Origin of the sequence: Pampinifervens navoyensis (genome assembly GCF_046159715.1) — a bacterium.
In the GTDB taxonomy this organism is placed as follows: Bacteria; Aquificota; Aquificia; order Aquificales; family Aquificaceae; genus Pampinifervens.
Map to the genome: position 1 here is coordinate 20495 of NZ_JBJXCT010000012.1, position 24057 is coordinate 44551.

Below are 24057 nucleotides of genomic sequence, written 5' to 3' on the forward strand. Positions count from 1 at the left end.
TCACTCCTCCAGTATATAATCTATCACCTTCTGCAGGTTTTCAAGCCCCATGACCCTAAATCCCTCAAGCTCAAGCCCTCCTAGAACAACCCTCTTTATGCCCTCCAGACCCTTCCATCCCTCCAGAATTACAAGGTCAAAATCTGAGAAGTATTTTTCCACCACCTCAAGAGGGTTATCATATACCTTCTCCCAGAGGGTAAGCTTTTCTGGAGAAAGGAGCCCAACCTTCTCTGTGAGCCTGAAGATTCTGTGGGTGTCGCTGCCTTCCTTATCTGTGATGCCATGTCCCTTAGGGTCGTGCTTGAGATAACCAACTCTTAAACCCATTGCCTGCAACCGGGGGATGAGAGCTTCTATGAGTGTGGTTTTTCCGGCGTTATGGTGTCCTACTATGCTCACTATCTTTGGCACGGGCAAGCTCCTTTATGCTTTCCATTATATCCTCTGCCACTCTCCTGTAACCCCTGAGACTGTCCTCTTCGTGGTATACTCTGCCTTTTCCTATGAAGACTCTAATGGGATGTCCAGGTTTTGGAAACTTTGCTCCCCTTGGAAAAACCATATCCGTGCCTTCAATGTAAACAGGAAGGACCTGTTTCTGGCTTTTGACAGCCAGAAGACCAATACCCAGTTTAGGCTTCAGAAATTCACCAGGCTTTGCCCTCGTTCCCTCTGGAAATATGCACACCTTACAGCCGGAGTGCATGAGCTCAAGGGCTAGCTCAAGCACTTCAATGTCTCCAGAGCCTCGTCTGACAGGCAAAGCACCCATGTGAGGAAGTAGCTTTCCAAGGACCGGCACTCTGAAGAGCTCTTCCTTTGCAAGGAATCTGAGAGGCTCCGGGAATACGCTGTTAAGCACTGGTGGGTCAAGGTGGCTTCTGTGGTTGCTGGCCACTATGCAGGCCTCTGATGGTATATTTTCAAATCCGAAGACTTCTATGCGGAAAAGACTCCTGAAGGCTCTTTTAACTGGTGGGCACAGTGGGGCAAGGAATACCCTTGCAAGACTACTCACAGGACAACCACGGGACATTTTAGACTCCTTATTAGATGTAGGGAAACACTGCCTATTCTCTCTCTCATACCTCTTCCTCTTCTTCCCACAACTACCAGGTCATAGTCGCTGGAGTTTATGAACCTTACCATATCCCTGTAGGGGTCCCCCTCAAGAAGTATTAAGTTCATCTCCTTTTCACCGAACATATCGGTAAACATGTGCCTTGCCTCTTCTCTTTTGTCCTCAAGGCTCTTCATGTAATCCCCACTGTCCAGCTTATTCTTTAATCTGACAATGTTGATGGAATAAAGGAGGTCAAAGTCAAAGGGGAAGAGCTCCTTTAGCTCAAAGACAAACTCCACCTGCCTTAGGGACCTTTCTGAAAAGTCTACAGGGAGGCAAACCTTTTTTATGTCTGCCCTTGCACCTTCCCTGTAGACCCAGAGCTTCAGGCTGTCGGTGCCGGATATTATCCATTCTGGTATTGACCTTCTAAAAAGCTGTCTTCTGTATTTTACAAACAGGAGGTCGTAGCTATCCTGAAGGTGTTCCAGTGTGTTATCAGCAGCGCCGGGAAGGGTGTGAAGTTCGTAATCCTGAAAAAGCTCGCCCACAAACTTCCTCAAGGCATTCTCTCTTTCCTCTGAGGGCTTTGAAAAGAAGTTCATAAGGTCCCCAAAAAGGTTCTCCTCTTCCACCAGTAGAAAGTGAGGCTTTATTTTGGCTTTTGATAGAATTGACCTCACATACAAAAGGTAGTCATAATCTTCTTGCCATATATGAACTGCAACCCTTCCAAACATTACTCCCTATTTTTAACCTTTTGAAGAAGCATATGGAGGAAACTCTCTGGAGGCATGGAGCCGAGATTTCCCTCTCTTTTACCTCGCACCGAGATGCTTCTGCTTTCCAGCTCTTTGTCTCCAAGAACCACCACATAGGGCACTTTCTGAAGCTCCGCATCCCTTATGCGTGCGTTAAGCCTCTCATCCCTGAGGTCTGTTTCAACTCTTATACCATGCTCTTTCAGGAGATTTTCCACCTCTCTTGCATAGTCTCCATGCTTTTCAGGGGATATGGGTATTACCCTTACCTGCACTGGTGAGAGCCAGAGGGGCAGCAGTCCTGCATAGTGTTCAAGAAGAACTCCCACGAACCTCTCTATGGAGCCAAAGATGGCTCTGTGAACCATGTAGGGCCGGTGCCTTCTGTTGTCGGGTCCTACGTATTCCATGTCAAAGCGTTCCGGGAGGTTAAAGTCAAACTGTATGGTGGAACACTGCCAGAGCCTGCCTATAGCATCCCTTATTTTTACATCAATCTTTGGTCCGTAAAAGGCTCCGCCGCCCTCGTCCACCTCGTAGGGAAGCCCCACCTTTTCTACAGCCTTTCTGAGAGCTCCTTCTGCCAGCTCCCACTGCTCTGGGGAGCCTATGGCATCGGAAGGCTTTGTGGATATGTATACCTTGAAGTCTTCAAAGCCAAAGTCCCTGAGCATTCCCACTGCAAAGTCAAGGGTCTCGTGAATCACATCCTCCACCTGCTCAGGAGTGCATATAATGTGGGCGTCATCCTGAGTAAAACCTCTGACCCTCATGAGTCCGTGGAGCACCCCTGACATCTCATACCTGTATACGGTGCCCAGCTCTGCCAGTTTGAGAGGCAGTTCTCTGTAGCTCCTGACCTTGCTCTTGTATACGGCTATGTGGAAGGGGCAGTTCATGGGCTTTACAAAATACTCCTCGTGCTCTATGTCCATGGGGGAAAACATGTTTGGTCTGTAGTAATCAAGGTGTCCGCTTGTCTGCCAGAGCCTTGCGTTTCCCACATGGGGTGTGTATACGAGCTGATATCCTCTCTTTATGTGCTCTTCTTTCCAGTAGTCCTCAAGGGTCTTCCTCAGTATTGCACCCTTTGGAAGCCATATGACAAGCCCGGCACCCACCTCATCCTCTATAAGAAAAAGCTCAAGCTCTTTGCCAAGCCTTCTGTGGTCTCTTCTTCTGGCTTCTTCGTAGAACCTCAGCCTTTCCTCAAGCTCCTTTTTGTCCCAGAAGGCTATGCCGTATATCCTCTGGAGCATGGGTCTGGAGGAATCCCCCATCCAGTAGGCTCCTGCCACATGGGTGAGCTTGAACTCCCCCACCATGCCCGTTGAGGGCACATGTGGTCCTCTACAGAGGTCTGTAAAGCCATCCTGACCGTAGACAGATATGGTTTCCTGCGGGTCTATCCTGTCTATTATCTCCAGTTTGTATTTTTCCTTCATTTCTGAGAAGAGCCTTATGGATTCTTCCCTCTGGAGCTCCTTTCTGAAAAGGGGATAGTTTTTTGCGATTATCTCCCTCATCTTCTCCTCAATCTTTGGGAGGTCCTCTGAGCTCAGGGTGTGCCCTTCTATTTCCACATCGTAGTAAAATCCCTCTTCCGTTGTGGGTCCAACGCCTAAATGAACCCTGTCGTAGCCATAAAGCTCCTTGAGAGCCTGAGCCATTATGTGCGAAAGGGTATGCCTCATTATATGGAGGCTCTCAGGGTCTTCTTTAAAGATGGGTGTTATCTCCATACTCTCCCTTATGGGAGTCAGAAGGTCTACAAGCCTTGAGCCAGATTTTCCACCCACAGCATTTTCAATGCCAAGGGTCTTAAAAACATCACCCAGGGGCGTTCCCTTATCTATAAAAAGCTCTTTGCCGTTAACCCTTACTGAAACCTTCTCCATAGGGTTAATTATATATTCTTCAGAGCCCGAGGGCAGACCTTACTATACTCAGTCTATCTTTGAGTTTATCCTGCTCCTTCTCTTCAGAGAAGAAACTCAAAACTTCCCCTTCATCAAGGTAGACCTTCCCCCTCTCCCTAATCTTCTCAGCCACAAAGTCCACCACTGCAAGGAGCTTCTTGCACCTTCTGGTAGCCTTTACCCTTATGTCTTTCACGCTGTCTGGAGTGCCTCTTATAAAGAAGGTGACAGAGTGACAGCCCGAGGTGCACTTCCCGAGTGTCTGGTAACCTTCGGGTGGCTCTTCTACTAGATTTTTAAGCCCCTGTGATACGTAGTCTGCAACCCTCATGGTTAAAATTATAACCGGGAGAGTGAGGGAATCGAACCCTCCAGGGACCCCTCGCAGGACCCCTCACGGGATTTGAAGTCCCGGGACCGCACCAGCGCATCAAACTCTCCCTACTTTTTGGGCAGACATTCTATCTTTTCCCTGACTATTATACGCTTCACAGGCTCCACTATGTCACTTGCCGTCTTCAATCTTTTCAGCTCCTCGAGACGCTCAGCCCTTATCCTCACAATCCAGCTTTCGTATGGCCTGCTCACTATAAGGGATGGCTCTTTCTCAAGGCTCTTGTTGGCCTCCACTATCCTACCGCTTATGGGGCTGGGAAAGGTGGATACCCTCTTCCCGGATTCAACCACTGCAAGGTTTCCGTCCAGCTCAACCACTGTGCCTGCAGGCTTTATCCTTATGGCATAGAGGGGGTAAACCAGAGAAGAAAGCAACTGCATAAAGCCAACAGAGTAGATTCCTGAGCCCTCATCCTTTACCCATTGGAAAAGCATCCTTTCCTCATCTATCCTGTAAAGCCTGTCGGTCTTTATAGTGCAACCGAGAACTTCAATATCCATAGCCCTTGTCCTGCCTATAAGGGGTATAGAAAAAAAGAAGCTGAGGAGAATTCTCCTGCTAATCATAAACCAAATAAGTTTCTTTCAAACCTCACAAAACCCCTCTCCCTTGCCCAGAGGTCCAGGGCAAGCGTGGCTATATCGTCCACATTTGGAACAGCAAAGCCGTCAATACGCATGTCTATAAGCTTCATATAGTGACCACACTCATGGCAGCACTGGAGCTGAACCGCTCTGTTTTCCTCGCTGTAGTAATAGTCCATACTGTTGTCATCTTCATTGCCACAGTTTACGCACCTGTTTCTGTTGTAAAGCCAGTCGGTCCCGCAGAGAACACATATGAGAAACCTGCCCCCCTCCACCTCTTCCCTGTCTGCTATGTAGGATAAATGCGGTCTGAAACCGCACACAGGGCACTTTGTCTTTAGCCAGTTTTCCCTGTCAATATCCATACTTTCTGCAATGCGTTCATAGAAGGGGTTCAGAAAGGAAAGGAATAAGAACCTGTCAATATCTTCTGCCTTCTTTTCCTTGAGGAATTTATCTATCATGTTGCCAACCCTGTCCCTTTCCATCTGCTTCATATCTACTGCTCTCTCAGAAATCTGGGGTGTTCCATACTTTATGCACATGTCCAGTAGTCTGTAAAACCACTTCATGCCCCTGCGCCAGTTGGGTTCTTTCCCATCAAGAGACTCATAGACCTCCCTCTGATACTCAAGAATGTGCTGGTAAAAGTCAAGAAGCTCTGAAGCCTCAGAGTATCTGGATTTTAAAAACTTCAGTCTTTCAAGGGCGTATTCTTTCTCTCTCTGCTTGAAGATGTTCATTTTATGACTCCACATAAAAATAAAGGAGGCAAAAGCCTCCTAATCCTGCCAGAAAAAGCCCTTTCATGCTATAGCCTCCCCATGATTTGCCTGAACCATTTTGGGTGGTGCGACGCAGCCCAGAGGGCAGATACCTTACCGGTTATCATGCTGGATAGTGAGCCAGGGACACCCACCGTGCCCATATAAACATGCACTATGAAGCCAGCGCCGACAAGTATGAAGGCAACTGTGTGTAGAAGGATAGATAGCCTTACCAGACTTATGGAAAAACTCTCTGGGAACCACATGATAATGCCTGTTATCAGAAACACAGCACCACCTATAAAAACCATCCAGCCAAAAATCTTCTGTCCTGCGTTGTATTTTCCAACCTCTGGCAATTTTTCCTCTTCCCCTTTTACATAATGTTTGACATTTGAGAGCCACTTTATGTCGTCGCTATCAAGAACGAAGTCTTTTGCCCATTTTAAAAACATGAGAAAAACACCTATGGCGAAGACCACACCTGCCCACTTGTGAAGCCATGCGGAGAACTCCCTTCCTCCAAGGAAGGGAAGGAGCCATGAAAACTTGGGAGAATACATACCAAGGCCGGAGAGGAAGAGGTAGAGGAAGGGTATGGCGGTAAGCCAGTGTATAAACCTGTCAAAGGCAGAGAACCTTTCCACCTCAATCTCTTCAAGCTTCTTCACATCTTCCATGGCTATTCCTCCTTTTTATGTTTTTTGCCCACCTTTATGGGTCCAAAGAGTATGAGCTGCAGGAAGGCACCCAGAAGTGTTCCCCATAGGATTACTGAGCCTATGAGCTTTACTGGACCTTTCCAGAGGCTCACCAGGGGTGATATGCTTGCCTCCTTTGGAAGACCATACATTTCAGGCTTATCACCGTGGGGCAGAAGATAGATGTATCCAGTCCCGCCCACACCCGGTGGGTCGTAGATGGAGGCTTTTTCAAAGCCTCTCTTCTTAAGCCCCTCAAGGAGTTTATTTGCCCTGATGAGCATCTCTTCTTTTGTTCCAAAGTGGAGGGCATTGGTAGGACATGTCTTTACACACATAGGCTCAAGGCCTGCTGAGACTCTGTCAACGCAGAAGTTACACTTCCAGGGCTTGTTGTTGGCATCATACCTGGGCACATCAAAGGGGCATCCGGAAAGGCAGAACTTACAGCCTATACACTTGGAGTGGTCAAAGTCCACTATACCGTTTGAATACTGGATTATAGCACCCGGAGATGGGCAGGCTTTTAGACAGCCAGGGTCTGCACAGTGCATGCACTGATACTTGGTAATTGCCCACACAAGACCGTTGGGAGTCTCCTCTTCCTGAAATCTCATAAACATGAACAGATTTGGGGCAAGCCCTGGACCAGACTGATAGCCAGTGAAGAGCTTCTCATCCGTATGGATTGGTGGCTTCAGGTCGTGCCACTGGGAGCACGCAGCCTCGCATCCCTTACAGCCTATGCAGCTTGATATGTCCACAAGTATGGCAAGCTGGTCTGCCTTCTTTATGCTCTGGTCTGGAGCTCTGGAGGCGGAGACCCGCCTCAGCCCCATTCCTACAGTCCCATCAGTCGTTACAGTAGCCATGTTTTCACCTCCTTATGCTTTCACCTTTTCAACTTTGCAGAGGAAACCCTTAAACTCAGGCGTCTGGGAGTTGGGGTCCCAGACAAAAGGTGTTATCATGTTGGCAAGGGCACCTTTTACAACGCCCTCGTTACCCCAGTGTATGGGTATGCCCACCGTATAAACCTTTTTGCCGTTTATAAGGAGTGGCTTTATCCTCTTTGTGGGCAGGGCGTAGCCCTCTGCTGAGCCCCTCGCAGTGCTGACCCTTACCCTGTCCCCTTCCTTTATTCCAAGCTCCTTTGCGAGCTCCTCTGGTATCTCAACAAACATATTTGGCAACAGGGCTGATGTGCCGTATATGTGCTTTGTCCAGTAATGGAAGTGCTCCACGACCCTGTAAGTAGTTGCCACATAGGGGAACTGGTCAGGCTTTCCAAGAAGGTCAAGGTCTGACTTGTATATCTTCACGACGGGGTTGTAGGGTGTCTTCGGATGAAGTATGTTTTCAACGGGTGATTCAAAGGGCTCGTAATGTTCGGGGAAGGGCCCATCAACAAGAGGTGCGCAGAAGAGCCTTCCCCTTCCTTCTGGTAGCATTATGAAGGGTCCATATTCTGGAGGCAGGTCTGGCTTTATATCCGGCACATCGTATCCTACCCACCTTCCTTCAGCCTCGTTCCACCATAGATACTTCTTCTTGGCACTCCATGGCTTGCCTGAAGGGTCTGCAGAAGCTCTGTTGTAGAGTATCCTTCTGTTTGCCGGCCATGCGAAGCCGTAGCCGGGATATACACCAAGCCCCGAGGGGTCAGACAGGTCTGTAGACTTTGCCCTGTTTCCTGTCTGAGGGAATATACCAGAATACAGCCACATGCCACAGGCTGTGGTGCCATCATCCTTAAGGACTGCAAAGCCAGGAAGTCTCTCGCCCTTCTTTACAACCACATTGCCCTTATCGTCTGTAATGTCCTCAAGGGCATATCCGTTCATCTCCCTGAGCACCTCTTCCGCAGTGGGATAGTAGGGGTTCTGGAAGTTCCAGGTGAGGTTAAGAATTGGGTCTGGGAACTTACCCCCTTCCTTCTGGTAGAGGTTTTTCAGCCTCATCCAGAGCTGACCGGCAATCCACAGCTCATCCTTTGCATCCCCGGGTGGTTCTGCCGCCTTGTATTTCCACTTTATAACCCTTCCACTGTTGGTAAAGGAACCCTCCTTCTCTGCAAAGAGGGCAGATGGCAGAAGAAAAACTTCTGTCTGAACCTTGGAGGGGTCGTCCACATACTTCCAGAAGCTTGCCATTTCTGTTTCAAAAACCTCAACAACCACCATCCACTTCAGCTTTGCAAGACCTTCCGCTATCTTCCTGACATTGGGGTTGCTGGCAAGTATGTTCATACCAACGGAGACAAAGCCCTCCATCTTGCCCCTGTACATCCTGTCAAGTATTTCATCCATTGATATAACCTTTTCCAGTTTTGGCAGGTAGTGGTAAGCAAACTCGTTCTCTGGTGTTGCCGCATTTCCGAACCATGCTTTCAGAAGGCTCACATAGAACTTTCCGTAGTTAGACCAGTAATTCATAGAAGTATCCACAGCTTTAGGAGTGCTTGCCTCAATATGGTCCTTGAGGGTCTGCTGGTCTGCCCTTGGAGGCCTGAGATAACCCGGCAGAAACCTTCCCTCTCCGGCAAGGTCTGTCATACCCTGAACGTTGGCGTGTCCCCTAAGGGCATTTATGGCACCCCCTGGAACGCCTATGTTCCCAAGAAGGAGCTGGAGTATTGCCATGGAACCTATCAGCTGAGTTCCCGTGGAGTGGTGTGTCCATCCAAGGGCATAGAGATGCGTCATAGCTTTGTCAGGAGCGGATGTTTCTGCCACAAGCTTTGCCACTTCAAGGAACTTGTCCTTGGGAATACCCGTCAATTTTTCTACAACCTCGGGCGTATACCTTGAGTAGAACTCCTTCATAAGCTGGAAGACGCATCTGGGATGCTCAAGGGTCATATCCTTCTTTGCCATTCCCTTCTCATCAAGCTCATAAGCCCAGAGAGACTGGTCATACTTTCTTTTCTCAGGGTCGTAGCCAGAGAAGAGTCCTGTCTGTGGGTCAAAGCCGTAGGTATCTTTGATAATGTAGGCGGCGTTTGTAAAGTGTTTTACATACTCTTCGTTGTATTTTTTGTTCTGAAGCACGTAGTTTATAAGACCACCCATAAAGGCTATGTCAGAACCCGGTCTAATCTGCAGGAATATGTCGGATACTGCCGCAGTTCTGTTGAACCTGGGGTCAACGCATATAATCTTCGTTCCTTTTTCTTGACGGGCTTTTATGGCCCACTTGAAGCCACATGGATGGTTTTCTGCAGGGTTTCCTCCCATAACCAGAATAAGGTCTGCGTTCTTAATGTCATTCCATCCATTGGTCATCGCACCTCTTCCGAACCTTGGGGCCAAACTGGCCACCGTTGGTGCGTGTCATATTCGCGCCTGGGTTTCCCTTGCCACAAGTCCAAGGGCCACGCCCATCTTTACCCAGAGGTAGCCTTCTTCGTTGGCTATGGTGCTGCCCTCAACCCATGCTATGCTCTCACATCTGTTCACGAGCCTACCCTGTTCGTCCCTCTCTATAAAGGTTCTGTCCCTTGTATCCTTTATCAACTTTGCTATTCTATCAAGAGCCTCATCCCAGCTTATCTCCTTCCATTCCTTTGCACCGGCCGGCCTATAGAGGGGTTTTTTGAGCCTCTGGGGAGAGTTTATGAAGTCTTTGAGGGTTGCACCTTTGGGGCATAGAGTTCCTCTATTGACGGGATCATCAGGGTTGCCCTCCACATGTATGACTCTGGGCTTTACGTTCATTGCACCATCTGTTAGTGTGTAGACTATAACTCCACAGGAAACAGAACAGTAGGGGCATATGCTCTTTACAGCCTTTGCGCTGGAAATCTTTAGGTCGCTCACCCTTGCCATTGCAGGCTTGAGGTCAAAGCCAAGGCCACCAGCAAGGGTAGCACCCGTTGATACACCTGCAATTTTAAGAAAACTTCGCCTCGTAAGCTCCATCTTTTACACCTCCTTTTAGACGTATGCTTATAAGATAAGGGAAGGGTGAATGACTATCCATACAAATTTTCAAAGAATATCTTCTAACATTTCAAAATTAGAATTTTCTTATGCTGGTAATTTTACGAGGGTTGCATATAATTAAAAAATAGATAGAAAAAGGAGGAAAAAAATGGACTTTGACTTTTCACAGCTAAGTATGCTTACGCGTAAGGCACTCAAGGACATGGGTTTTGAAAAACCCACACCCATTCAGAAAGAGGCCATACCGCTTGCCCTGAAAGGCTATGACATAATGGGTCAGGCAGCAACAGGAACAGGAAAGACCGCCGCCTTTGGCATACCTATAATCGAGGGAAGCAGGAAGGAAGAGGGAACCACAGCCCTGATAATGGCACCAACCAGGGAACTCGCCCTTCAGGTAAAGGAACAGCTGTATCAGCTTTCCAAGTATAAGGGGCTAAAGGTCTTCAGTTTTTACGGTGGAACACCAGTGCAGAAGGACCTTGAACTTCTATGGAAGATAACCCCCAACATAGTGGTGGGAACTCCGGGCAGAATTAAGGACCTTACCATGAGAGGTCTTTTTAACTTTGATACGCTCAAATACTTTGTGCTTGACGAGGCAGATAGGATGCTTGATATGGGCTTTATAGAAGATATTGAGTGGATAATAGCCCAGATACCCAAAGAGAGACAGACTTTCCTGTTTTCCGCAACTATACCGAGGGAAGTGGAAGAGCTTGCAAAGAGGCATCTCAGAAAGGACTACAAGTTCGTAAAGGTAATAACGGAGGAGCTAAAGCCAAGGATAGAGGAAAGGCTTATAAAACTTAGTTCCTCAGGACAGAAGCTTTCGGAGCTTGAGAAGATACTCAGAGAACACATCCTTGAAAAGGTTATAGTCTTTGTTAAAACCAAAAAGGATGCAAAAGAAATAACAGAAGAGCTCAAAAGAAAGGGCTTTAATGTGGTCTCCCTTCATGGAGACATGACACAGAGACAGAGGGAGAATTCTCTCAGGCTTTTCAGAGAGGGTAAGGTGAAGATAGTTGTGGCAACTGATGTTGCCTCAAGAGGACTTGACATAAAGGGCGTAAGCCTCGTGATAAACTACCACATACCAGAAGACCCGGAGGTCTACATACACAGAATAGGAAGGACTGGAAGAATAGGTGCTTATGGAAAAGCATACAGCCTTATTACGCCCGAGGACAGCAAGGCCCTGTGGAGAATAAAGAAGCTAAAAGAAAGCTACGCTCAGGCATAGAATGGACCTGAAGGAGAGAGCCTCAAAAATAAGGCTTTTTCTCCTTGATGTGGATGGCGTCCTGACGGACGGAAGGTTATACTACACATCAAGGGGTGAAGAGATAAAGGTCTTCAATGTAAGAGACGGGCTTGGTATAAAGCTGGCTCAGAAGGCAGGCATAAGAATGGGTGTAATATCCGGCAGGAAAAGCAGGGCGCTTATCAACAGAATGAGGGAGCTGGAAATAGAAGAAGTGCATCTGGGCTTTAATCAGAAACTGCCAGTTCTTGAGAACATTATGGAAAGGCTTTCACTGAGTTCTGAAAATGTTGCCTTTCTCGGAGATGATTATGTGGACCTCCCACTTTTAAAAAGGGTGGGATTTCCCATGGTTGTTCCAGATGCACCGGAAGATATAAAAAAGCATGCACTCTATGTGACCCTTTCAAAGGGTGGGCATGGTGCTGTAAGGGAAGCCATAGAGTTTCTTCTCAAGCTCAGGGGACAGTGGGAAGAGGTCATTAGCATTTACTATGCTTAGAAGTCTACTGCTGAGTTTATTAATCATTGTTCTGGCATACACTCTCAAGTTGTATGTGGATAGCTTTAAGCTTGCTGGAGGAAGGGAGGAGATAGTAAATCTTCTTGAGGGTGTAACTATAAAAGCCTACAGCAGGACCGGGATTGAGTGGACCATAAGGGGTGAGGCTCTGGAGGTTGTGGGCAAAGATGTTAAACTTTCCCATTCAGAACTTTTTTCAGAAGAAGCGGACATAAAGTCCAGTAAGGCTTACATAGACAGGTCCACTGGAGAGGGCAAGCTGATGGGAGGTGTAGAACTCAAATCAAAAGACCTGAATGCAAAGACACAAACAGCATACATAAATCTGAAAGAGGGCAGAATATGGGGAGAGGAAGAGATAGAAGTTGTGCAGGGAAGGAATATCATAAGAGGTAAAGGGTTTGAGATAACCCTAAAACCGCTGAGGGTTATAATTAATAATGCAAAGGTGAACATGGAATGAAAAAGCTTGTCATCCTTTTGAGCCTTTTGCCTTTCTTCCTTTCAGCACAGCCAATAGTGGGTGAGGCTGACAGCCTTACCTATGAGAAGGATAAGGTCATATACTCTGGAAATGTAAGACTCACCAGGGGTAACGCACTCCTAACCGCAAACAGGGTAATAATTTACCTTGACGAGAACAGAAGGGCAAAACTCATAGAAGCAGAGGGCAACGCAAGATACACAGAAGGAAACAGAAAAGGCTCTGCAGAGAGGATGGTTTACGACCTGAGGGATGAGGTGATAACCCTTAAGGGAAAGGCAAAGGTAGAAGAAGGGCAGAATTTTGTAGAGGCGGAGGAGATAGTCTATTACAGAAAGGAGGACAGAGCTGTGGCAACAAGTAAAAATTCACGGGTAAGAACCTTCTATGTGGAGGAAAAGGATGAAAAGAACAGACCTGATAGAAAGCCTTAAAAGAGAGTTTTGTCTGAGTAAAGAAGAGGCAAAACTCTTCGTTGACAGCTTTTTTGATGAAATAGTTGAGCTTGTTCTTGAGAAGGGAAGGCTTGAACTGAGGGGTTTTGGTATTTTTAAGATAAAAAGACTGAGTGGAAGGTTTATAAAAAACCCAAAAACTGGCATTGAAATGTATGTGGAAGAAAGACACAGCATAGGTTTCAAACCATCAAGCCTCTTTAACAAAAGGCATGATAAAGGTTGATGTTTTAATCGTTGGAGGTGGGCCTGCGGGCTCCGCGTGTGCCTACAGGCTTGCACAGAAGGGTAAAAGGGTTCTTGTTGTTGACATAAAAAGAAGCATAGGAAAGCCTGTGCAGTGTGCTGAATTTGTTCCCATACAGCTCTATCACCAGTTTAAAGAGTTCTTTCCACAGGAAGCCATCGCTCAGAAAGTCAAAAACATGGTTCACTTTACTCCATGGGGTGATGTGGTAAGCATGTGGTCTGAGGGATTTGTCCTCAACAGGGAAGTCTTTGACAATCACATAGCCCAGCTTGCACAGAGTAAAGGTGCAGTCTACATGCTCAGAACCCAGTTTCTTGGCTTTGAAGATGGTCATGCATGGCTTGAAAACATAGACAGCAGGGAAAGGTTTCAGGTAAAAGCAGACTTTGTGGTGGGTGCGGACGGTCCCAGGTCAAAGGTGGCCAGGCTTACTGGTAAGAGGACAGAAAGCTTTCTGACAACTGCACAGGCAACGATGCCATTGAAGGAGCCGGTTGAAGACCTTCTCATATACTTCAGAGAATACATACCCGGGGGTTATGGATGGGTGTTTCCAAAGGGAAAACTTGCCAACGTAGGAGTGGGTGTTGACCCAGACTATGGTGTGAATGTAATGGAAAGTCTGAGAAAGTTTGTGGAGGAAGTTGCAGGAAATGGTATAGTGGAGAAGAATGTGTTAAAGAGAACAGGGGGATGGATACCCGCAGATGGTCTACTTCCGCCGGTCAGAAGTAGGGTTCTGCTCGTGGGCGATGCCGGAGGTTTCTGTCATCCTATAACAGGGGGAGGAATAGCCAACGCAGTGGTGTCTGGGGATATGGCTGGCAGAGCCCTTTTTGAGGGCAATCCAGAAAATTTTGAAGAGGAGGCAAGGGAGGTCTTTGAACACAGCCTGTGGAGGGCTGCAGAGAAAAGAAAAAGACACATGAAAAGCTGGGATAACCTCAGGGAGACTATTCCCAGAACATGGATAGCCTTTGAAGAATACTGGCGTATAATTTAAATCAGGAGGTGTAAGCATGGACTTTTTGGGAAAAGACCAGTCACCCCTCAGCTTTGAAGAGTGGGACCAGCTTGAAAGTGCTGTGCTGGATGTGGCAAGGAAAACCCTGGTATGCAGAAGGTTTTTGCCAGTGGTGGGTCCCATAGGTGTGGGCCATCAGGTAATATCCTACGATGTTTACCTCGGGGTTGAACCTGGTGTATGCGAGGTCAGACCCGGTGAAGAAAGCGAAGTTTGTGAACCTGTAAGAACGGGCAGAAGAAAGCACATAACTCTTCCCACCATATTCAAGCCCTTTTCCATAACATGGAGAGACCTTGAATACTTCAGACAGTTCAACCTGCCCCTTGACACTTCTCAGGCATCTGCAGCAGCCTTTGCAACAGCTGTGGCAGAGGACACTCTCATAATCCATGGGAACCAGAAGCTGGAGATAGACGGCTTTCTCACAGTTGAAGGAAGGCAGAGCATGTCCATGAGCGACTGGGATGCCCTTGGAAACGCCTTCAACGATGTATCTCTGGGAGTTTCAAAGCTTTCAGAGAAGGGCTTTTATGGACCCTACTACCTTCTCCTCAATCCAAGAGACTACTTTAAGTTAAACAGAGTTTACCACAACACAGGGCTGCTTGAGCTTGAACAGATAAAGAAACTTGTGGCGGACGTCTATCATACACCCATAATGCCGGAGGGTAAAGCCCTGCTTATATCGGCAGGACCGCAGAATATGGACCTGGTTGTGGGACTGGACTTTAGCCTTGCCTACGTGGAATCCACAAACATGGTTCATCACTTCAGAGTGATGGAAATAGTGGCACCACGCATAAAGAGACCAGGAGCCATAATGGTCATAGGAGAAAAGTGAAGGAACGCTGGAAGGTAATAGAAAGGCTTCTTTCTGAAGAATACCATATAGAGGTTCAGGCAAGCTACGAGGGATGGGGTGCTGGCTATGACCCTAAATTTCTCCCGCTCACAGAGATGTGGGCAAAGGGGGAAATGGAGGATGTGCCAGAGCCTGTAAAAAGACCCTCGGGTATAGTTTTTTACCTTCAGGAGCTTTCTGGCAGGACAGAGGAAGATGTGATAAACACCATAAGGCATGAGATAGAGTATCTTTTCAGCACAGACCTTTATTTCTGGAGGCTTGGTCAGAGAGAGTTCTACAAGTTCGGCTTTACGCCCACCTCCTTTCTTGTCCTTTATGCAGTGCTGGAATCTATAAAAACGGACGAAAGGTTGATAAAAAGTCATCTAGACAGTGAATATACATTGAAAAAACGCTATCAGACAATACTCAAGGATGTAAAAACCTACTACCCTCATCACCTATTTGCCCTGTCTGTATTGAAAAACTGGCTGGGAGAGGAAGCATATCAGAAAGAAATTCAAAAATTCCTTCAGGAATACCTGAGTTTAAAAAGCAGGGACGCGTATGATGCAATAATGGAAGACCTCTTCGGAAAGTATATGTCATACATAGAAAAGGCACAGGAGATAAACTACATAGACCTCCTGCTGGAGGAGGCAAGGGGAAAGGTAAGAAAGGACGCCCACAGAGGCAGGATAATGACGGACCTGCTCAAAAAACTCCCGGAACATTTGCAGGAACTTATAATGCAATACAGAGAAAAGAATGCTGTTGATATACCGGAAGTAGATAGAAAAGAGATACTGAAAAGCCTGAAAAATGTCCCAGACTGGATGAAGGACTATCTGAAACAGATGTCCTACATAGACATGATAGAGAGGGATGTGGAGTTCATAAGACACTTTTTGCCAAAGACACTTGAAGTAGATATAGAACACAGGGGCTTTCTGAGCTTTGTTATAAAAGGTTGGGAAGAGCAATCCTCCTCTTCCTCCCAATCTGGCTTTGGAAGAAGTCAAAAAGAAAAAACAGAGGAGGACAGGCTCTACGAAAAGGCCTATGGTCTTAACAGAGAAGAGTTCAGAGTATACAGGAGAATGCTCTCTGAAATCCTACCACATGTGGAAGCTCTGAAAAGAAAACTAATCAGGCTCATGCCGCAGGAGGAAGAGGGCTGGGCTGGAAAGCACTTCTATGGCAGAAAAATTGACAACAAAAGCCTGAATATTGAGGCGCCCCTTGGAAGAGGCAAAATGTATATGAGAAGACATCATCCAGTAAGAAAGGAGCTTGCCTTTAAACTCCTCATAGATATATCCTCCTCAATGAAGAGGGAGGAAAAAATAGATAATGCTCTGAAGGCTCTCATGCTCTTTTCTGAGGTTATAAAAAGCCTGAAGATGCCCTTTTCCATAGATGTCTTTTCTGATAGGGTATTCAGGCTAAAGGAGTTCTCTGAAGACTACAGGAGCGTAAAGTGGAAGATTGTTGAACTCTTTAATTTGCTTGGTGGCGGGACGAACCTTGAGAAGGCCCTTCTGTATTCTTATGATGATATACAGACCTTTTCAATGAAAAACAGAATGAAAGGCTGTATTATTGTCTTCTCTGACGGAGAACCCACAAGGGGATTGAAGGGTCAGGAATTGAAAAACTTCATAGCGCACATAAAGACAAGGCTTCCCCTTATAGGTATAGGAGTTGGACAGGAAAGGAATTACACAGACTACTATTTTGAAGGAACTGGAATAAGGATAAAAAACCTGAAGGACCTTCCAGCTGCTTTTACAAGGATAATAGAAAATCAGGCAAGGAGGCTTCTGGCTTTTCAATGAAAAACCTCAGACCTTCCTCTGGCTTTTCCACTGCAAAAACATACTGTGTGGTCTTTGTATGCCTCATAGCCTCCTGCAGAAATTCAAGCCCCTGATATGTCTGTCCAAGGGATATGTTGAGAAGTCCGAGAAGCAGGTATTTTTCCTGACAGTCTTCTGCAAGCATGAGCCACTTGGTAGCCTCAAGATACTTGAACTCAGTAACATACCTCAGCCCCCTGTAGAGTGAGCCAGATGACAGCACAAGGTCCTCCTTATTTACTCTGTTTCCCTGTTTATCATAAACCGCCACTCTGAACCTGACCCTCATCACCAAAACCCATCATCCCATATAAGGATAGGGAGTATAAGTTAAAACCTATGAAGTTTTACAGCAAGGAAGATTTGTCATACAAGAACATAATAGTATCAGAAGAGGGCAGGCCTCCTGAGGGTATAGAGGTTACAGAGGATTTAATAAAAGTTTACTCCTCAAAAAAGGTTTTTGAAATTCCTGTAGCATCCATGAGAGGCAAGGCTATACTTGACCGCCTAAATTATCAGGGCGAACTTACACAGGAGATATATATTTAATAAACTCAAAAGTCTGTAAGGAGGCCTGCATGGATAGGGTGGAAAGTTTTCTTTTTGAAGTAGCAGAGAAAGCAGCTGCATATGAACCCATAGATAGGGGAACTGCCCTAAAACTTCTCAACATTCCCGATGAATACATAGCGTTGATGGTTTACCTGGCGCAGAAAGTGAAAAATAAGTTTCACAGCCCAGACAGGATAGAATTCTGTTCTATAATAAACGCCAAGAGCGGCGCCTGTTCAGAAGATTGTAAATTCTGCGCCCAGTCAAAGTTCTACAGAACCCCTATAAACATATACAACCTTGTCCCAAAAGAAGAAATACTGGAAGGTGCATACAGAGGAGTGGAGTTTGGTGCAAACAGATACTGCGTGGTTCTTAGCGGAAGGTCGGCAACAAAAGAAGAAGTAGAAAAGATATGTGAGGGTGTGAGAGAAATAAAGAAGGAGGGACTTCCCATAAAGGTGTGCGTTTCTGCAGGAACTCTGGATGAAGAATCCCTCAAAAGACTGAAAGAAGCCGGAGTAAAACGCGTAAACCATAACCTTGAAGCATCTGAAGGGTTCTTCCCACGCATAGTGACTACACACACATGGAAGGAGCGTTATGAAACCATAAAAAGGATAAAGTCCCTTGGTCTTTCCACATGCTGTGGTGGCATATTTGGCATGGGGGAGAGTGATGAGGATAGAGTTGACCTTGCACTCACCTACAGGGAGCTGGAGGTGGACTCCATACCTCTGAACTTCCTAATGCCCATAGAGGGAACACCACTCCAGAACGCTCCCGGGGTAACGCCCATAGAAGCTCTGAAAATAATAGCCATGTTCAGGTTTACTAACCCAAAGGCTGAGCTCAGGCTTTGTGGAGGAAGGGAGCAAAACCTGAGAGACTTTCATGGCATGGCGGTTTTGATGACAAACGCCATGATGGTTGGTGGTTATCTAACCAGAGCAGGAAGAGACATTAAAAAGGACTATCAGCTTCTGAAAGACCTGAGATATGAAAGGCTTATAAGCACAGAAGAAATTTCACAGGGGGTGTGAAAATTTCACACCCTATATTTTTCTTCTTTATTTATTTTTTTATTAATAGTAATAATAATAGACCCCCTCAAATTTCACACCCCTTTCTGAAATCCTTGAAAATCAAGCACTTCCGAAAAGGGAATTTCACACCCCCTTTCAAATCCTTGATTTTCCTTGATTTTCTATGTTAACGAAATCGTTGAGTATCAATGCTTCTAAGAGAATTTCACAATTTCACACCCCCTTGACCTAAGTGTGGGCTTTTCCGTCATTTTATTAATTTTCCGCGCTTTAAAAAAGTCTGTAAAAAGGTATACTTAGGAACAGGGCGTGAAATTCCGTCTATGGGTGTGAAATTCTCCCCTATATGGTGTGTAAAACCTGTGAAATTCCTTTTTGGAAAGCATGGAAAAACCCAAACTTAGGAATATGATATTTATCAGATGTGAAATTCTGCCCCTGGGTGTGAAATTCCCTGTGAAATTCGGGTTTTTAAAATTATGGAAAAACCCATATTTACAAACAGGGTGTGAAATTCTTTTATGATTTAAATCATATTATCGGTGACCTTTCCTTCATCCTGAACTGAAGGGCTTCTGCAAGGTGATGGCTGGCGATTTTCTCTTCTCCTTCGAGGTCTGCTATGGTTCTTGCCACCTTGAGTGTTTTCATATAGCCTCTGCCGGTGAGATTGAGCCTTTCCACTGCACCTTTTAGAAGGGATTGGGCTTCCTGAGTCATTATGCAGTGTTTTTTCACCTCTTGGTTTGTCATGCGTGAGTTGTATTTTGTTTTACTGTCTTTAAACCTCTCTCTCTGTATTTCAATGGCTTTTATGACCCTTTCCCTTATCTGTGCAGAACTTTCTTCAGAGCTCATTTTAAGTAAATCTTCTCTCTCTACTGGGTTTATCCATACTTTGAGGTCTATCCTATCTATTATGGGACCTGATATTCTTGACTGGTAAGCCTTTAACTGCACTGGCGAGCACACACAGGCCTTATATGGGTTTCCATAGTTTCCACATGGGCATGGGTTCATGGCCACTACCAGCAAAAACTCAGCCGGGAATGTTATTCTGCCGCCCACTCTTGACACAGTTACTCTTCCATCTTCAAGAGGTTGCCTGAGAGCTTCTATTGCCTTTCTGCTGAATTCTGGAAACTCATCAAGAAAAAGAACTCCCCTGTGGGCAAGAGAAATCTCTCCAGGCTGTGGCACTGTGCCACCACCAACAAGGGCTGAGTCGGATGCGTTTGTCAGGGGGTTTCTGAAGGGTCTCTTTGTGATAAGAGGTTTATCCTCATCAAGAAGACCGGCCACGCTGTATATGTGGGTTATCTCTACAGCTTCTTCAAAGGTCAGAGGCGGCATTATGGTTATTAGTCTCTTTGCCAGCATACTCTTTCCAGCTCCTGGGGGACCAACAAGAGCGACTGGGTGAAAACCCGCCGCGGCGATTTCCATGGCTCTCTTTGCCTGGTGCTGTCCGTATACTTCGCTAAAGTCTACCTCAAAGACTTCTCCAGAATTGAAGAGCTCTTCCACATCCACCTTTACAGGCTCTGCATCCATATTGCCCGTAAGAAAATCTACAACCTCTTTCAGGCTTCCAAATCCATATGCTTCTACCCCTTCCACAAGACCCGCTTCCCTCGCATTACCGGAGGGAACTATAAAGCGTCTGTAGCCAAGATTCCTGAGAGATAGCACTATGGGTAGGGCCCCCTTAACGGGATTTATCTTCCCATCAAGAGAGAGCTCACCGAAAATCACCCAGTCTTCAGGGAAATCTATGCCAGTGGAAAGTTTTAATATACCAAGAGCTATGGGCAGGTCATAAAGAGTTCCCTGTTTTTTAAGATGCGATGGAGAGAGATTTACCGTTATCCTTTTTACGGGAAGTTGAAATCCGGTGTTTTTGAGTGCGGACCTGACCCTGTCTCTTGCCTCATTTATCGCTTTGTCAGCAAGACCAACTATGGAAAACTGAGGCAGTCCATTTGATATGTCTACCTCCACGTCCACCTCATAGCCGTCTATTCCCAGAACTCCTCCACTTTTTATCCTGCAAAACATACGACTTTTATTATAATCTGGCTTTCTGGCAAAGTTTTTAGGATTTAACCTTCTATCTCCTCCTCAAGTAAATTTTGCAGGTTTATTTTTATATCCTCTATTATCTCAACCTCTTCATCCCAGCCTGTAATGAACCATTTTTTGCCCTCTTCTGCTATCATTACCTTTTTATCAAAGGTGGTATACCATATGACCTTTTTTACACCTGCGTCCAGCAGTTCCTGAGTTTTTTCCCTGCAGTAGTTCATGAAGTCTCCATACTTTGTCAGGTCAGCCTTTGTGTCTATTTCTATAACTACCTCTGGGGCAACTGCGGTGTATCTGTGGTCTATGCCTTCTCTGAGGAGCTTTTCCTTTTCAAAGATGGCTATGTCAAGATTACGCCAGCTTCCTTTTGTGGTTTTAAAGCCAGCTTCATTGGTTGCTATAATATACCTATTCCTGTCGAGTTTTTGCACTAAATACGAATAGATCAGGTAAAGGATGAACCACTGAATCTTACTGCTTCCCATAACCTCCTCCGGAGTTTTTTCCCCAGACAGAACTTTCTGATAATCGCGGTAGTATATGGGCTTGCCCCTTTTCATTTCGTATATCAAGACCTCTGGGACTCTTCGCTTCTCCGATTTCTTGATTACTCTTTTTCCACCTTTTACTGCCATACTATACCCCTAAAAATCTTTACTGACTTTAAGAATCAAAGACCCTCATTATCCTGTAATATGTATCTCGCTGGGCCGGAGTAAATCCTGCAGACCTTATGGCATAGACCATGTCTTCCACCTTTGGAATGTTTACTCTGTAGGATGTGGAAGATATGACGTTCTCCTCTATCATCACACTTCCAAGGTCGTTGGCACCAAAGTGAAGTCCCAGAGTTCCTATCTGCATGGTCTGGGTCACGTGAGAGCTCTGGATGTTCTTAAAGTTATCCAGATAAAGCCTTGATATGGAAAGCACCTTAAGGTAGTAGGTGGATGGTGCCTCTTCCACCATATCCAGCTGGGTTTTGCCCTTTTTAAAGGTCCATGGTATGAAGGCTGTAAAACCTCCCGTCTGGTCCTGCAGTCTTCTTACCCTCTCCAAGTGCTCCACAATGTGCTCCGGCTTTTCCACATGTCCGAACATCATGGTGGCAGTGGAGGTCATTCCAAGTTCGTGAGCAGTCCTGTGGACAGTTTCCCACTCTTCAACAGTGCATTTTCCTGGGCTCAGAAAGCTTCTTACCTCCTGAGACAGTATCTCTGCACCACCTCCAGGCAGAGAATCAAGCCCTGCAGCCTTTAGCCTTCTGAGCACTTCCCTTATACTGAGCTTCTCTATCCTTGCCAGATATACTATCTCTGGAGCGGAGAAGGAGTGCACCTGCACCTGCGGAAACCTTTCCTTTATGGAGCTTATCAGGTCCTCATAGTAGCTAAGCGGAAGGTCTGGGTTTAGACCGCCCTGCATTAGAAGGGTTGTCCCGCCCCATTCTATGAGCTCCTGCACTTTTCTAAGCACTTCTTCCTTGGGGAGCACATAGCCTTCTGGAGAGCCCACCTTCCTCTGGAAGGCGCAGAACTTGCACCCAGCAACGCACACGTTGGTGTAGTTGACGTTCCTGTCTATAACAAAGGTGACTATGTTTTCAGGATGGAGCCTTTTTCTAACCTCACTGGCAAGGAAGCCAAGGGTTGAAAGCTCTTCTTCAAAAAGACTGAGAGCTTCTTCCTGTGTAAGTCTTTCTCCTTCAAGGATTCTATCATAAACTTCTGCATGCGTTCTCATGTTTAAGAATTTATCTCATGCTCCAAACTTAGCAAGCCTGAGGGAGTGAGCCAGCATAAGGTTTATGAGTTTTTCTGCGGGTAAGATGCCAAGCTCACCCTTTAAACATTCCCTTTCGGTAAACCTCTCAGAAGTGCCCCCAAGCACATAGGGTGAGTGTAGAAGCACAGGAACAGGGTGCCAAGAGTGACCTTTCAGCACAGAGGGAGTAGAATGGTCTCCAGTTATAAAGAGCACATCTGGCTTAAGCTCAAGTATATCCGGGACATGCCTGTCAAACTCCTCAAGAACCTTAATCTTTCCCTCGTAGTTTCCATCCTCTCCGTAAGAGTCCGTCTTCTTTATGTGAAGAAAGAAAAAGTCATAGTCTTCCCATACATCTTTTACTGCCATGATTTCGTCCCTTATAGACTGTCCTTCAAAGTCAACAAGCTCCATACCCACAAGGCTTGCAAGACCCTTATACATGGGATAGACTGCAACGGCACAGGCTTTTAAGCCAAACCTCTCCTCAAAGCTCTCCATCTTTGGCTTCTGAGAAAAGCCACGCAGGAGCATGTAGTTTGCCTTCGGCTCATCTGCAAGAACACTTTCAATTCTCCTTAAAAGCTCCCTCACAACCTTTGCGACCCTTTCGGATGCCTCCGTCTGTCCATAAGGCTCTATGGGTTCAAGTCCCTCCTTCTGTGGGTCAGTATCCTTTATGCTATCGCTACCCTCAGGAAGAGGCTCTGGAAATCTAAGGAGCAGTGCAACTCTGTGCTCCATGCCCGGTGCAAAAAATACCTCTACTCCATCCACTTCCCTTATCTCTTTAGAGAGCCTGTCAGTTATCCTTCTGTTCTCCTCTGTGGGAATCCTTCCAGCCCTTCTGTCTTTTACCAGAAGCCTGCCTTCTATCCTTTCCACCGTGGCGTAGTTGCCCCTTATGGCAATGTCCGTGTCCTTTACCTCAAGACCAAGACCAAGTGCTTCCAGTATACCCCTCCCAATCTGGTATTTCAGGGGGTTGTATCCGAATATGCCAAGATGTCCAGGACCGCTTCCTGGAGTTATGCCATGGTCAACAGGGACATGCATGCCAAGGGCTGACCTCTTTGCAAGGGCATCCAGATTGGGTGTTCTGGCGAGCTCAAGCTCTGTTTTCCCCTCCTTTACGGGAAGACCACCAAGGCCATCAAGCACAACCATGAGTATCTTTGTGTTGTTTCTGTTAATCAGCTCCGCAAGCATAAACAAAAATTTTAACAGCTTAGGGTCCAATCTGTCTCAGGAAGGGTGGTATTTCTTCACTCTTCAGCCATCCACATTCTTCAAGACCTCTTTCCACAATCTCTTCAGACTTTCCTGTTCTCTGCATCAGCAGTTTAACAAAGTCTGACCTTTTCCCCTTGAACTCTTCTATTTCCTCGTAGCTTACCTCTGGGAAGCGGGAAACTATCCTGTCTTTTACTATGTTCCATGCGGCAAGGTTGGAGTAGAGGTTAAACTCCTTTCCTCTCACTGTCTCCTTTACTGCAAGAGATTTTAGAAATTCAAACCTTTCAGGCTTTATGGTCAGTATAGCCTCAGCCATTAGGGGGTCAACGGTGTAGAACACTCCAAAGAGCTTACCCAGTATCCTTTTCTGCGTTCTTATAATCTGGTCAAGAATATCCTGAACCTCGGGTTCTACCTTCTCATATATGAGTTCAAAGTAGTTTAACGCAAGTTGCAAGTTATAGCATCCCTGCACTCCAGAGCCTATGGAGATTGTAAGAAATTACCGCCATGTAGA

General features: G+C 46.2%; 26 protein-coding genes and 1 tRNA gene. 10 read left to right on the forward strand and 17 right to left on the reverse strand.

Annotated elements, in window-relative coordinates; genetic code table 11:
* The 11 genes from ACKRDP_RS08660 to fdnG form a co-directional block, all read right to left on the reverse strand.
* Entirely contained in the window at nt 1-414 is a 414-nt protein-coding gene (locus ACKRDP_RS08660) for a molybdopterin-guanine dinucleotide biosynthesis protein B (RefSeq protein WP_409154362.1), read from the reverse strand.
* Nucleotides 380-1021, reverse strand: coding sequence for a lysophospholipid acyltransferase family protein (locus tag ACKRDP_RS08665; protein ID WP_409154363.1), 642 nt, complete (start codon nt 1019-1021; stop codon nt 380-382). The genes ACKRDP_RS08660 and ACKRDP_RS08665 overlap by 35 nt, the downstream gene beginning before the upstream one ends.
* On the reverse strand, nt 1018-1806 hold the full coding sequence (locus ACKRDP_RS08670) for a universal stress protein (protein WP_409154364.1): 789 nt from the start codon (nt 1804-1806) through the stop codon (nt 1018-1020). Before ACKRDP_RS08670 ends, ACKRDP_RS08665 begins: the two co-directional genes overlap by 4 nt.
* On the reverse strand, nt 1806-3725 hold the full coding sequence (thrS, locus tag ACKRDP_RS08675) for a threonine--tRNA ligase (RefSeq protein WP_409154365.1): 1920 nt from the start codon (nt 3723-3725) through the stop codon (nt 1806-1808). The genes ACKRDP_RS08670 and thrS overlap by 1 nt, the downstream gene beginning before the upstream one ends.
* Nucleotides 3726-3744: 19 nt before the next feature.
* Nucleotides 3745-4077, reverse strand: a complete 333-nt coding sequence (locus ACKRDP_RS08680; protein ID WP_409154366.1) for a nicotinate phosphoribosyltransferase — start codon at nt 4075-4077, stop codon at nt 3745-3747.
* A 15-nt stretch (nt 4078-4092) separates the two neighbouring features.
* Nucleotides 4093-4188: transfer RNA gene (locus tag ACKRDP_RS08685), tRNA-Sec, on the reverse strand.
* Nucleotides 4188-4709, reverse strand: a complete 522-nt coding sequence (locus ACKRDP_RS08690; protein ID WP_409154367.1) for a biotin/lipoyl attachment domain-containing protein — start codon at nt 4707-4709, stop codon at nt 4188-4190. Before ACKRDP_RS08690 ends, ACKRDP_RS08685 begins: the two co-directional genes overlap by 1 nt.
* On the reverse strand, nt 4706-5473 hold the full coding sequence (locus ACKRDP_RS08695; RefSeq protein WP_409154368.1) for a formate dehydrogenase accessory protein FdhE: 768 nt from the start codon (nt 5471-5473) through the stop codon (nt 4706-4708). Before ACKRDP_RS08695 ends, ACKRDP_RS08690 begins: the two co-directional genes overlap by 4 nt.
* Nucleotides 5474-5541: 68 nt before the next feature.
* Nucleotides 5542-6177, reverse strand: a complete 636-nt coding sequence (locus ACKRDP_RS08700) for a formate dehydrogenase subunit gamma (protein WP_409154369.1) — start codon at nt 6175-6177, stop codon at nt 5542-5544.
* Between the two features lie 2 nt (nt 6178-6179).
* The gene (gene fdxH, locus ACKRDP_RS08705; RefSeq protein WP_409154370.1) at nt 6180-7070 is read right to left on the reverse strand and encodes a formate dehydrogenase subunit beta; all 891 of its coding nucleotides are present in this window, start codon (nt 7068-7070) and stop codon (nt 6180-6182) included.
* Between the two features lie 12 nt (nt 7071-7082).
* Nucleotides 7083-10118, reverse strand: coding sequence for a formate dehydrogenase-N subunit alpha (gene fdnG / locus ACKRDP_RS08710; RefSeq protein WP_409154371.1), 3036 nt, complete (start codon nt 10116-10118; stop codon nt 7083-7085).
* Nucleotides 10119-10290: 172 nt separating this feature from the next.
* Between fdnG and ACKRDP_RS08715 the strand changes: the two genes are divergently transcribed.
* From ACKRDP_RS08715 to ACKRDP_RS08750, 8 genes are read left to right on the forward strand one after another with little or no spacing between them, the layout of a single operon-like run.
* Nucleotides 10291-11388 carry a DEAD/DEAH box helicase gene (locus tag ACKRDP_RS08715; protein ID WP_409154372.1) on the forward strand — a complete coding sequence of 366 codons (1098 nt, stop codon included), beginning with the start codon at nt 10291-10293 and terminating at the stop codon, nt 11386-11388.
* 1 nt (nt 11389) lies between these two features.
* Nucleotides 11390-11911 (forward strand): KdsC family phosphatase, encoded by a 522-nt coding sequence (locus tag ACKRDP_RS08720; RefSeq protein ID WP_409154373.1) that lies wholly within the window; start codon nt 11390-11392, stop codon nt 11909-11911.
* Nucleotides 11904-12395 carry an LptA/OstA family protein gene (locus ACKRDP_RS08725; protein ID WP_409154374.1) on the forward strand — a complete coding sequence of 164 codons (492 nt, stop codon included), beginning with the start codon at nt 11904-11906 and terminating at the stop codon, nt 12393-12395. Before ACKRDP_RS08720 ends, ACKRDP_RS08725 begins: the two co-directional genes overlap by 8 nt.
* Nucleotides 12392-12850 (forward strand): lipopolysaccharide transport periplasmic protein LptA, encoded by a 459-nt coding sequence (gene lptA, locus ACKRDP_RS08730; protein ID WP_409154375.1) that lies wholly within the window; start codon nt 12392-12394, stop codon nt 12848-12850. Before ACKRDP_RS08725 ends, lptA begins: the two co-directional genes overlap by 4 nt.
* Entirely contained in the window at nt 12819-13097 is a 279-nt protein-coding gene (locus tag ACKRDP_RS08735; protein WP_409154376.1) for an HU family DNA-binding protein, read from the forward strand. Before lptA ends, ACKRDP_RS08735 begins: the two co-directional genes overlap by 32 nt.
* Entirely contained in the window at nt 13084-14124 is a 1041-nt protein-coding gene (locus ACKRDP_RS08740) for a geranylgeranyl reductase family protein (RefSeq protein WP_409154377.1), read from the forward strand. The genes ACKRDP_RS08735 and ACKRDP_RS08740 overlap by 14 nt, the downstream gene beginning before the upstream one ends.
* A 16-nt stretch (nt 14125-14140) precedes the next feature.
* Nucleotides 14141-14989, forward strand: a complete 849-nt coding sequence (locus ACKRDP_RS08745; protein ID WP_409154378.1) for a family 1 encapsulin nanocompartment shell protein — start codon at nt 14141-14143, stop codon at nt 14987-14989.
* Nucleotides 14986-16830, forward strand: a complete 1845-nt coding sequence (locus ACKRDP_RS08750; protein ID WP_409154379.1) for a vWA domain-containing protein — start codon at nt 14986-14988, stop codon at nt 16828-16830. Before ACKRDP_RS08745 ends, ACKRDP_RS08750 begins: the two co-directional genes overlap by 4 nt.
* On the opposite strand, the gene ACKRDP_RS08755 is transcribed toward ACKRDP_RS08750, so the two are convergent.
* Nucleotides 16781-17140, reverse strand: a complete 360-nt coding sequence (locus ACKRDP_RS08755; RefSeq protein ID WP_409154380.1) for a hypothetical protein — start codon at nt 17138-17140, stop codon at nt 16781-16783. The two genes, ACKRDP_RS08750 and ACKRDP_RS08755, sit on opposite strands and share 50 nt — an antisense overlap.
* 50 nt (nt 17141-17190) lie before the next feature.
* Between ACKRDP_RS08755 and ACKRDP_RS08760 the strand changes: the two genes are divergently transcribed.
* A complete protein-coding gene (locus tag ACKRDP_RS08760; RefSeq protein ID WP_409154381.1) occupies nt 17191-17403 on the forward strand; it encodes a pantothenate kinase in 213 nt (70 codons plus the stop codon).
* A 29-nt stretch (nt 17404-17432) separates the two neighbouring features.
* On the forward strand, nt 17433-18449 hold the full coding sequence (gene bioB / locus ACKRDP_RS08765; RefSeq protein ID WP_409154382.1) for a biotin synthase BioB: 1017 nt from the start codon (nt 17433-17435) through the stop codon (nt 18447-18449).
* A gap of 534 nt (nt 18450-18983) precedes the next feature.
* Here bioB and ACKRDP_RS08770 read toward each other — a convergent pair.
* From ACKRDP_RS08770 to ACKRDP_RS08790, 5 genes are read right to left on the reverse strand one after another with little or no spacing between them, the layout of a single operon-like run.
* Nucleotides 18984-20510, reverse strand: coding sequence for a YifB family Mg chelatase-like AAA ATPase (locus ACKRDP_RS08770; RefSeq protein ID WP_409154383.1), 1527 nt, complete (start codon nt 20508-20510; stop codon nt 18984-18986).
* A gap of 44 nt (nt 20511-20554) precedes the next feature.
* Nucleotides 20555-21172 (reverse strand): PDDEXK family nuclease, encoded by a 618-nt coding sequence (locus tag ACKRDP_RS08775; protein WP_409154384.1) that lies wholly within the window; start codon nt 21170-21172, stop codon nt 20555-20557.
* Nucleotides 21173-21200: 28 nt separating this feature from the next.
* Nucleotides 21201-22280: a cyclic dehypoxanthinyl futalosine synthase gene (gene mqnC, locus ACKRDP_RS08780; RefSeq protein ID WP_409154385.1), complete on the reverse strand. Its 1080-nt coding sequence runs from the start codon at nt 22278-22280 to the stop codon at nt 21201-21203.
* A 15-nt stretch (nt 22281-22295) separates the two neighbouring features.
* On the reverse strand, nt 22296-23513 hold the full coding sequence (locus ACKRDP_RS08785) for a 2,3-bisphosphoglycerate-independent phosphoglycerate mutase (protein ID WP_409154386.1): 1218 nt from the start codon (nt 23511-23513) through the stop codon (nt 22296-22298).
* 19 nt (nt 23514-23532) lie between these two features.
* Nucleotides 23533-23997, reverse strand: coding sequence for a hypothetical protein (locus ACKRDP_RS08790; protein WP_409154387.1), 465 nt, complete (start codon nt 23995-23997; stop codon nt 23533-23535).
* Nucleotides 23998-24057: the final 60 nt, after the last annotated feature.

Coding starts and splice junctions, on each gene's coding strand:
- ACKRDP_RS08690 (WP_409154367.1), bottom strand. CDS start 4,709: ATGATTAGCAGGAGAATTCTCCTCAGCTTCTTTTTTTCTATACCCCTT.
- ACKRDP_RS08775 (WP_409154384.1), bottom strand. CDS start 21,172: ATGGCAGTAAAAGGTGGAAAAAGAGTAATCAAGAAATCGGAGAAGCGA.
- ACKRDP_RS08785 (WP_409154386.1), bottom strand. CDS start 23,513: ATGCTTGCGGAGCTGATTAACAGAAACAACACAAAGATACTCATGGTT.
- ACKRDP_RS08720 (WP_409154373.1), top strand. CDS start 11,390: ATGGACCTGAAGGAGAGAGCCTCAAAAATAAGGCTTTTTCTCCTTGAT.
- ACKRDP_RS08740 (WP_409154377.1), top strand. CDS start 13,084: ATGATAAAGGTTGATGTTTTAATCGTTGGAGGTGGGCCTGCGGGCTCC.
- ACKRDP_RS08670 (WP_409154364.1), bottom strand. CDS start 1,806: ATGTTTGGAAGGGTTGCAGTTCATATATGGCAAGAAGATTATGACTAC.
- ACKRDP_RS08700 (WP_409154369.1), bottom strand. CDS start 6,177: ATGGAAGATGTGAAGAAGCTTGAAGAGATTGAGGTGGAAAGGTTCTCT.
- ACKRDP_RS08695 (WP_409154368.1), bottom strand. CDS start 5,473: ATGAACATCTTCAAGCAGAGAGAGAAAGAATACGCCCTTGAAAGACTG.
- thrS (WP_409154365.1), bottom strand. CDS start 3,725: ATGGAGAAGGTTTCAGTAAGGGTTAACGGCAAAGAGCTTTTTATAGAT.
- ACKRDP_RS08725 (WP_409154374.1), top strand. CDS start 11,904: ATGCTTAGAAGTCTACTGCTGAGTTTATTAATCATTGTTCTGGCATAC.
- fdxH (WP_409154370.1), bottom strand. CDS start 7,070: ATGGCTACTGTAACGACTGATGGGACTGTAGGAATGGGGCTGAGGCGG.
- lptA (WP_409154375.1), top strand. CDS start 12,392: ATGAAAAAGCTTGTCATCCTTTTGAGCCTTTTGCCTTTCTTCCTTTCA.
- ACKRDP_RS08735 (WP_409154376.1), top strand. CDS start 12,819: ATGAAAAGAACAGACCTGATAGAAAGCCTTAAAAGAGAGTTTTGTCTG.
- bioB (WP_409154382.1), top strand. CDS start 17,433: ATGGATAGGGTGGAAAGTTTTCTTTTTGAAGTAGCAGAGAAAGCAGCT.
- ACKRDP_RS08770 (WP_409154383.1), bottom strand. CDS start 20,510: ATGTTTTGCAGGATAAAAAGTGGAGGAGTTCTGGGAATAGACGGCTAT.
- mqnC (WP_409154385.1), bottom strand. CDS start 22,280: ATGAGAACGCATGCAGAAGTTTATGATAGAATCCTTGAAGGAGAAAGA.
- ACKRDP_RS08745 (WP_409154378.1), top strand. CDS start 14,141: ATGGACTTTTTGGGAAAAGACCAGTCACCCCTCAGCTTTGAAGAGTGG.
- ACKRDP_RS08755 (WP_409154380.1), bottom strand. CDS start 17,140: ATGAGGGTCAGGTTCAGAGTGGCGGTTTATGATAAACAGGGAAACAGA.
- ACKRDP_RS08760 (WP_409154381.1), top strand. CDS start 17,191: ATGAAGTTTTACAGCAAGGAAGATTTGTCATACAAGAACATAATAGTA.
- ACKRDP_RS08715 (WP_409154372.1), top strand. CDS start 10,291: ATGGACTTTGACTTTTCACAGCTAAGTATGCTTACGCGTAAGGCACTC.
- ACKRDP_RS08680 (WP_409154366.1), bottom strand. CDS start 4,077: ATGAGGGTTGCAGACTACGTATCACAGGGGCTTAAAAATCTAGTAGAA.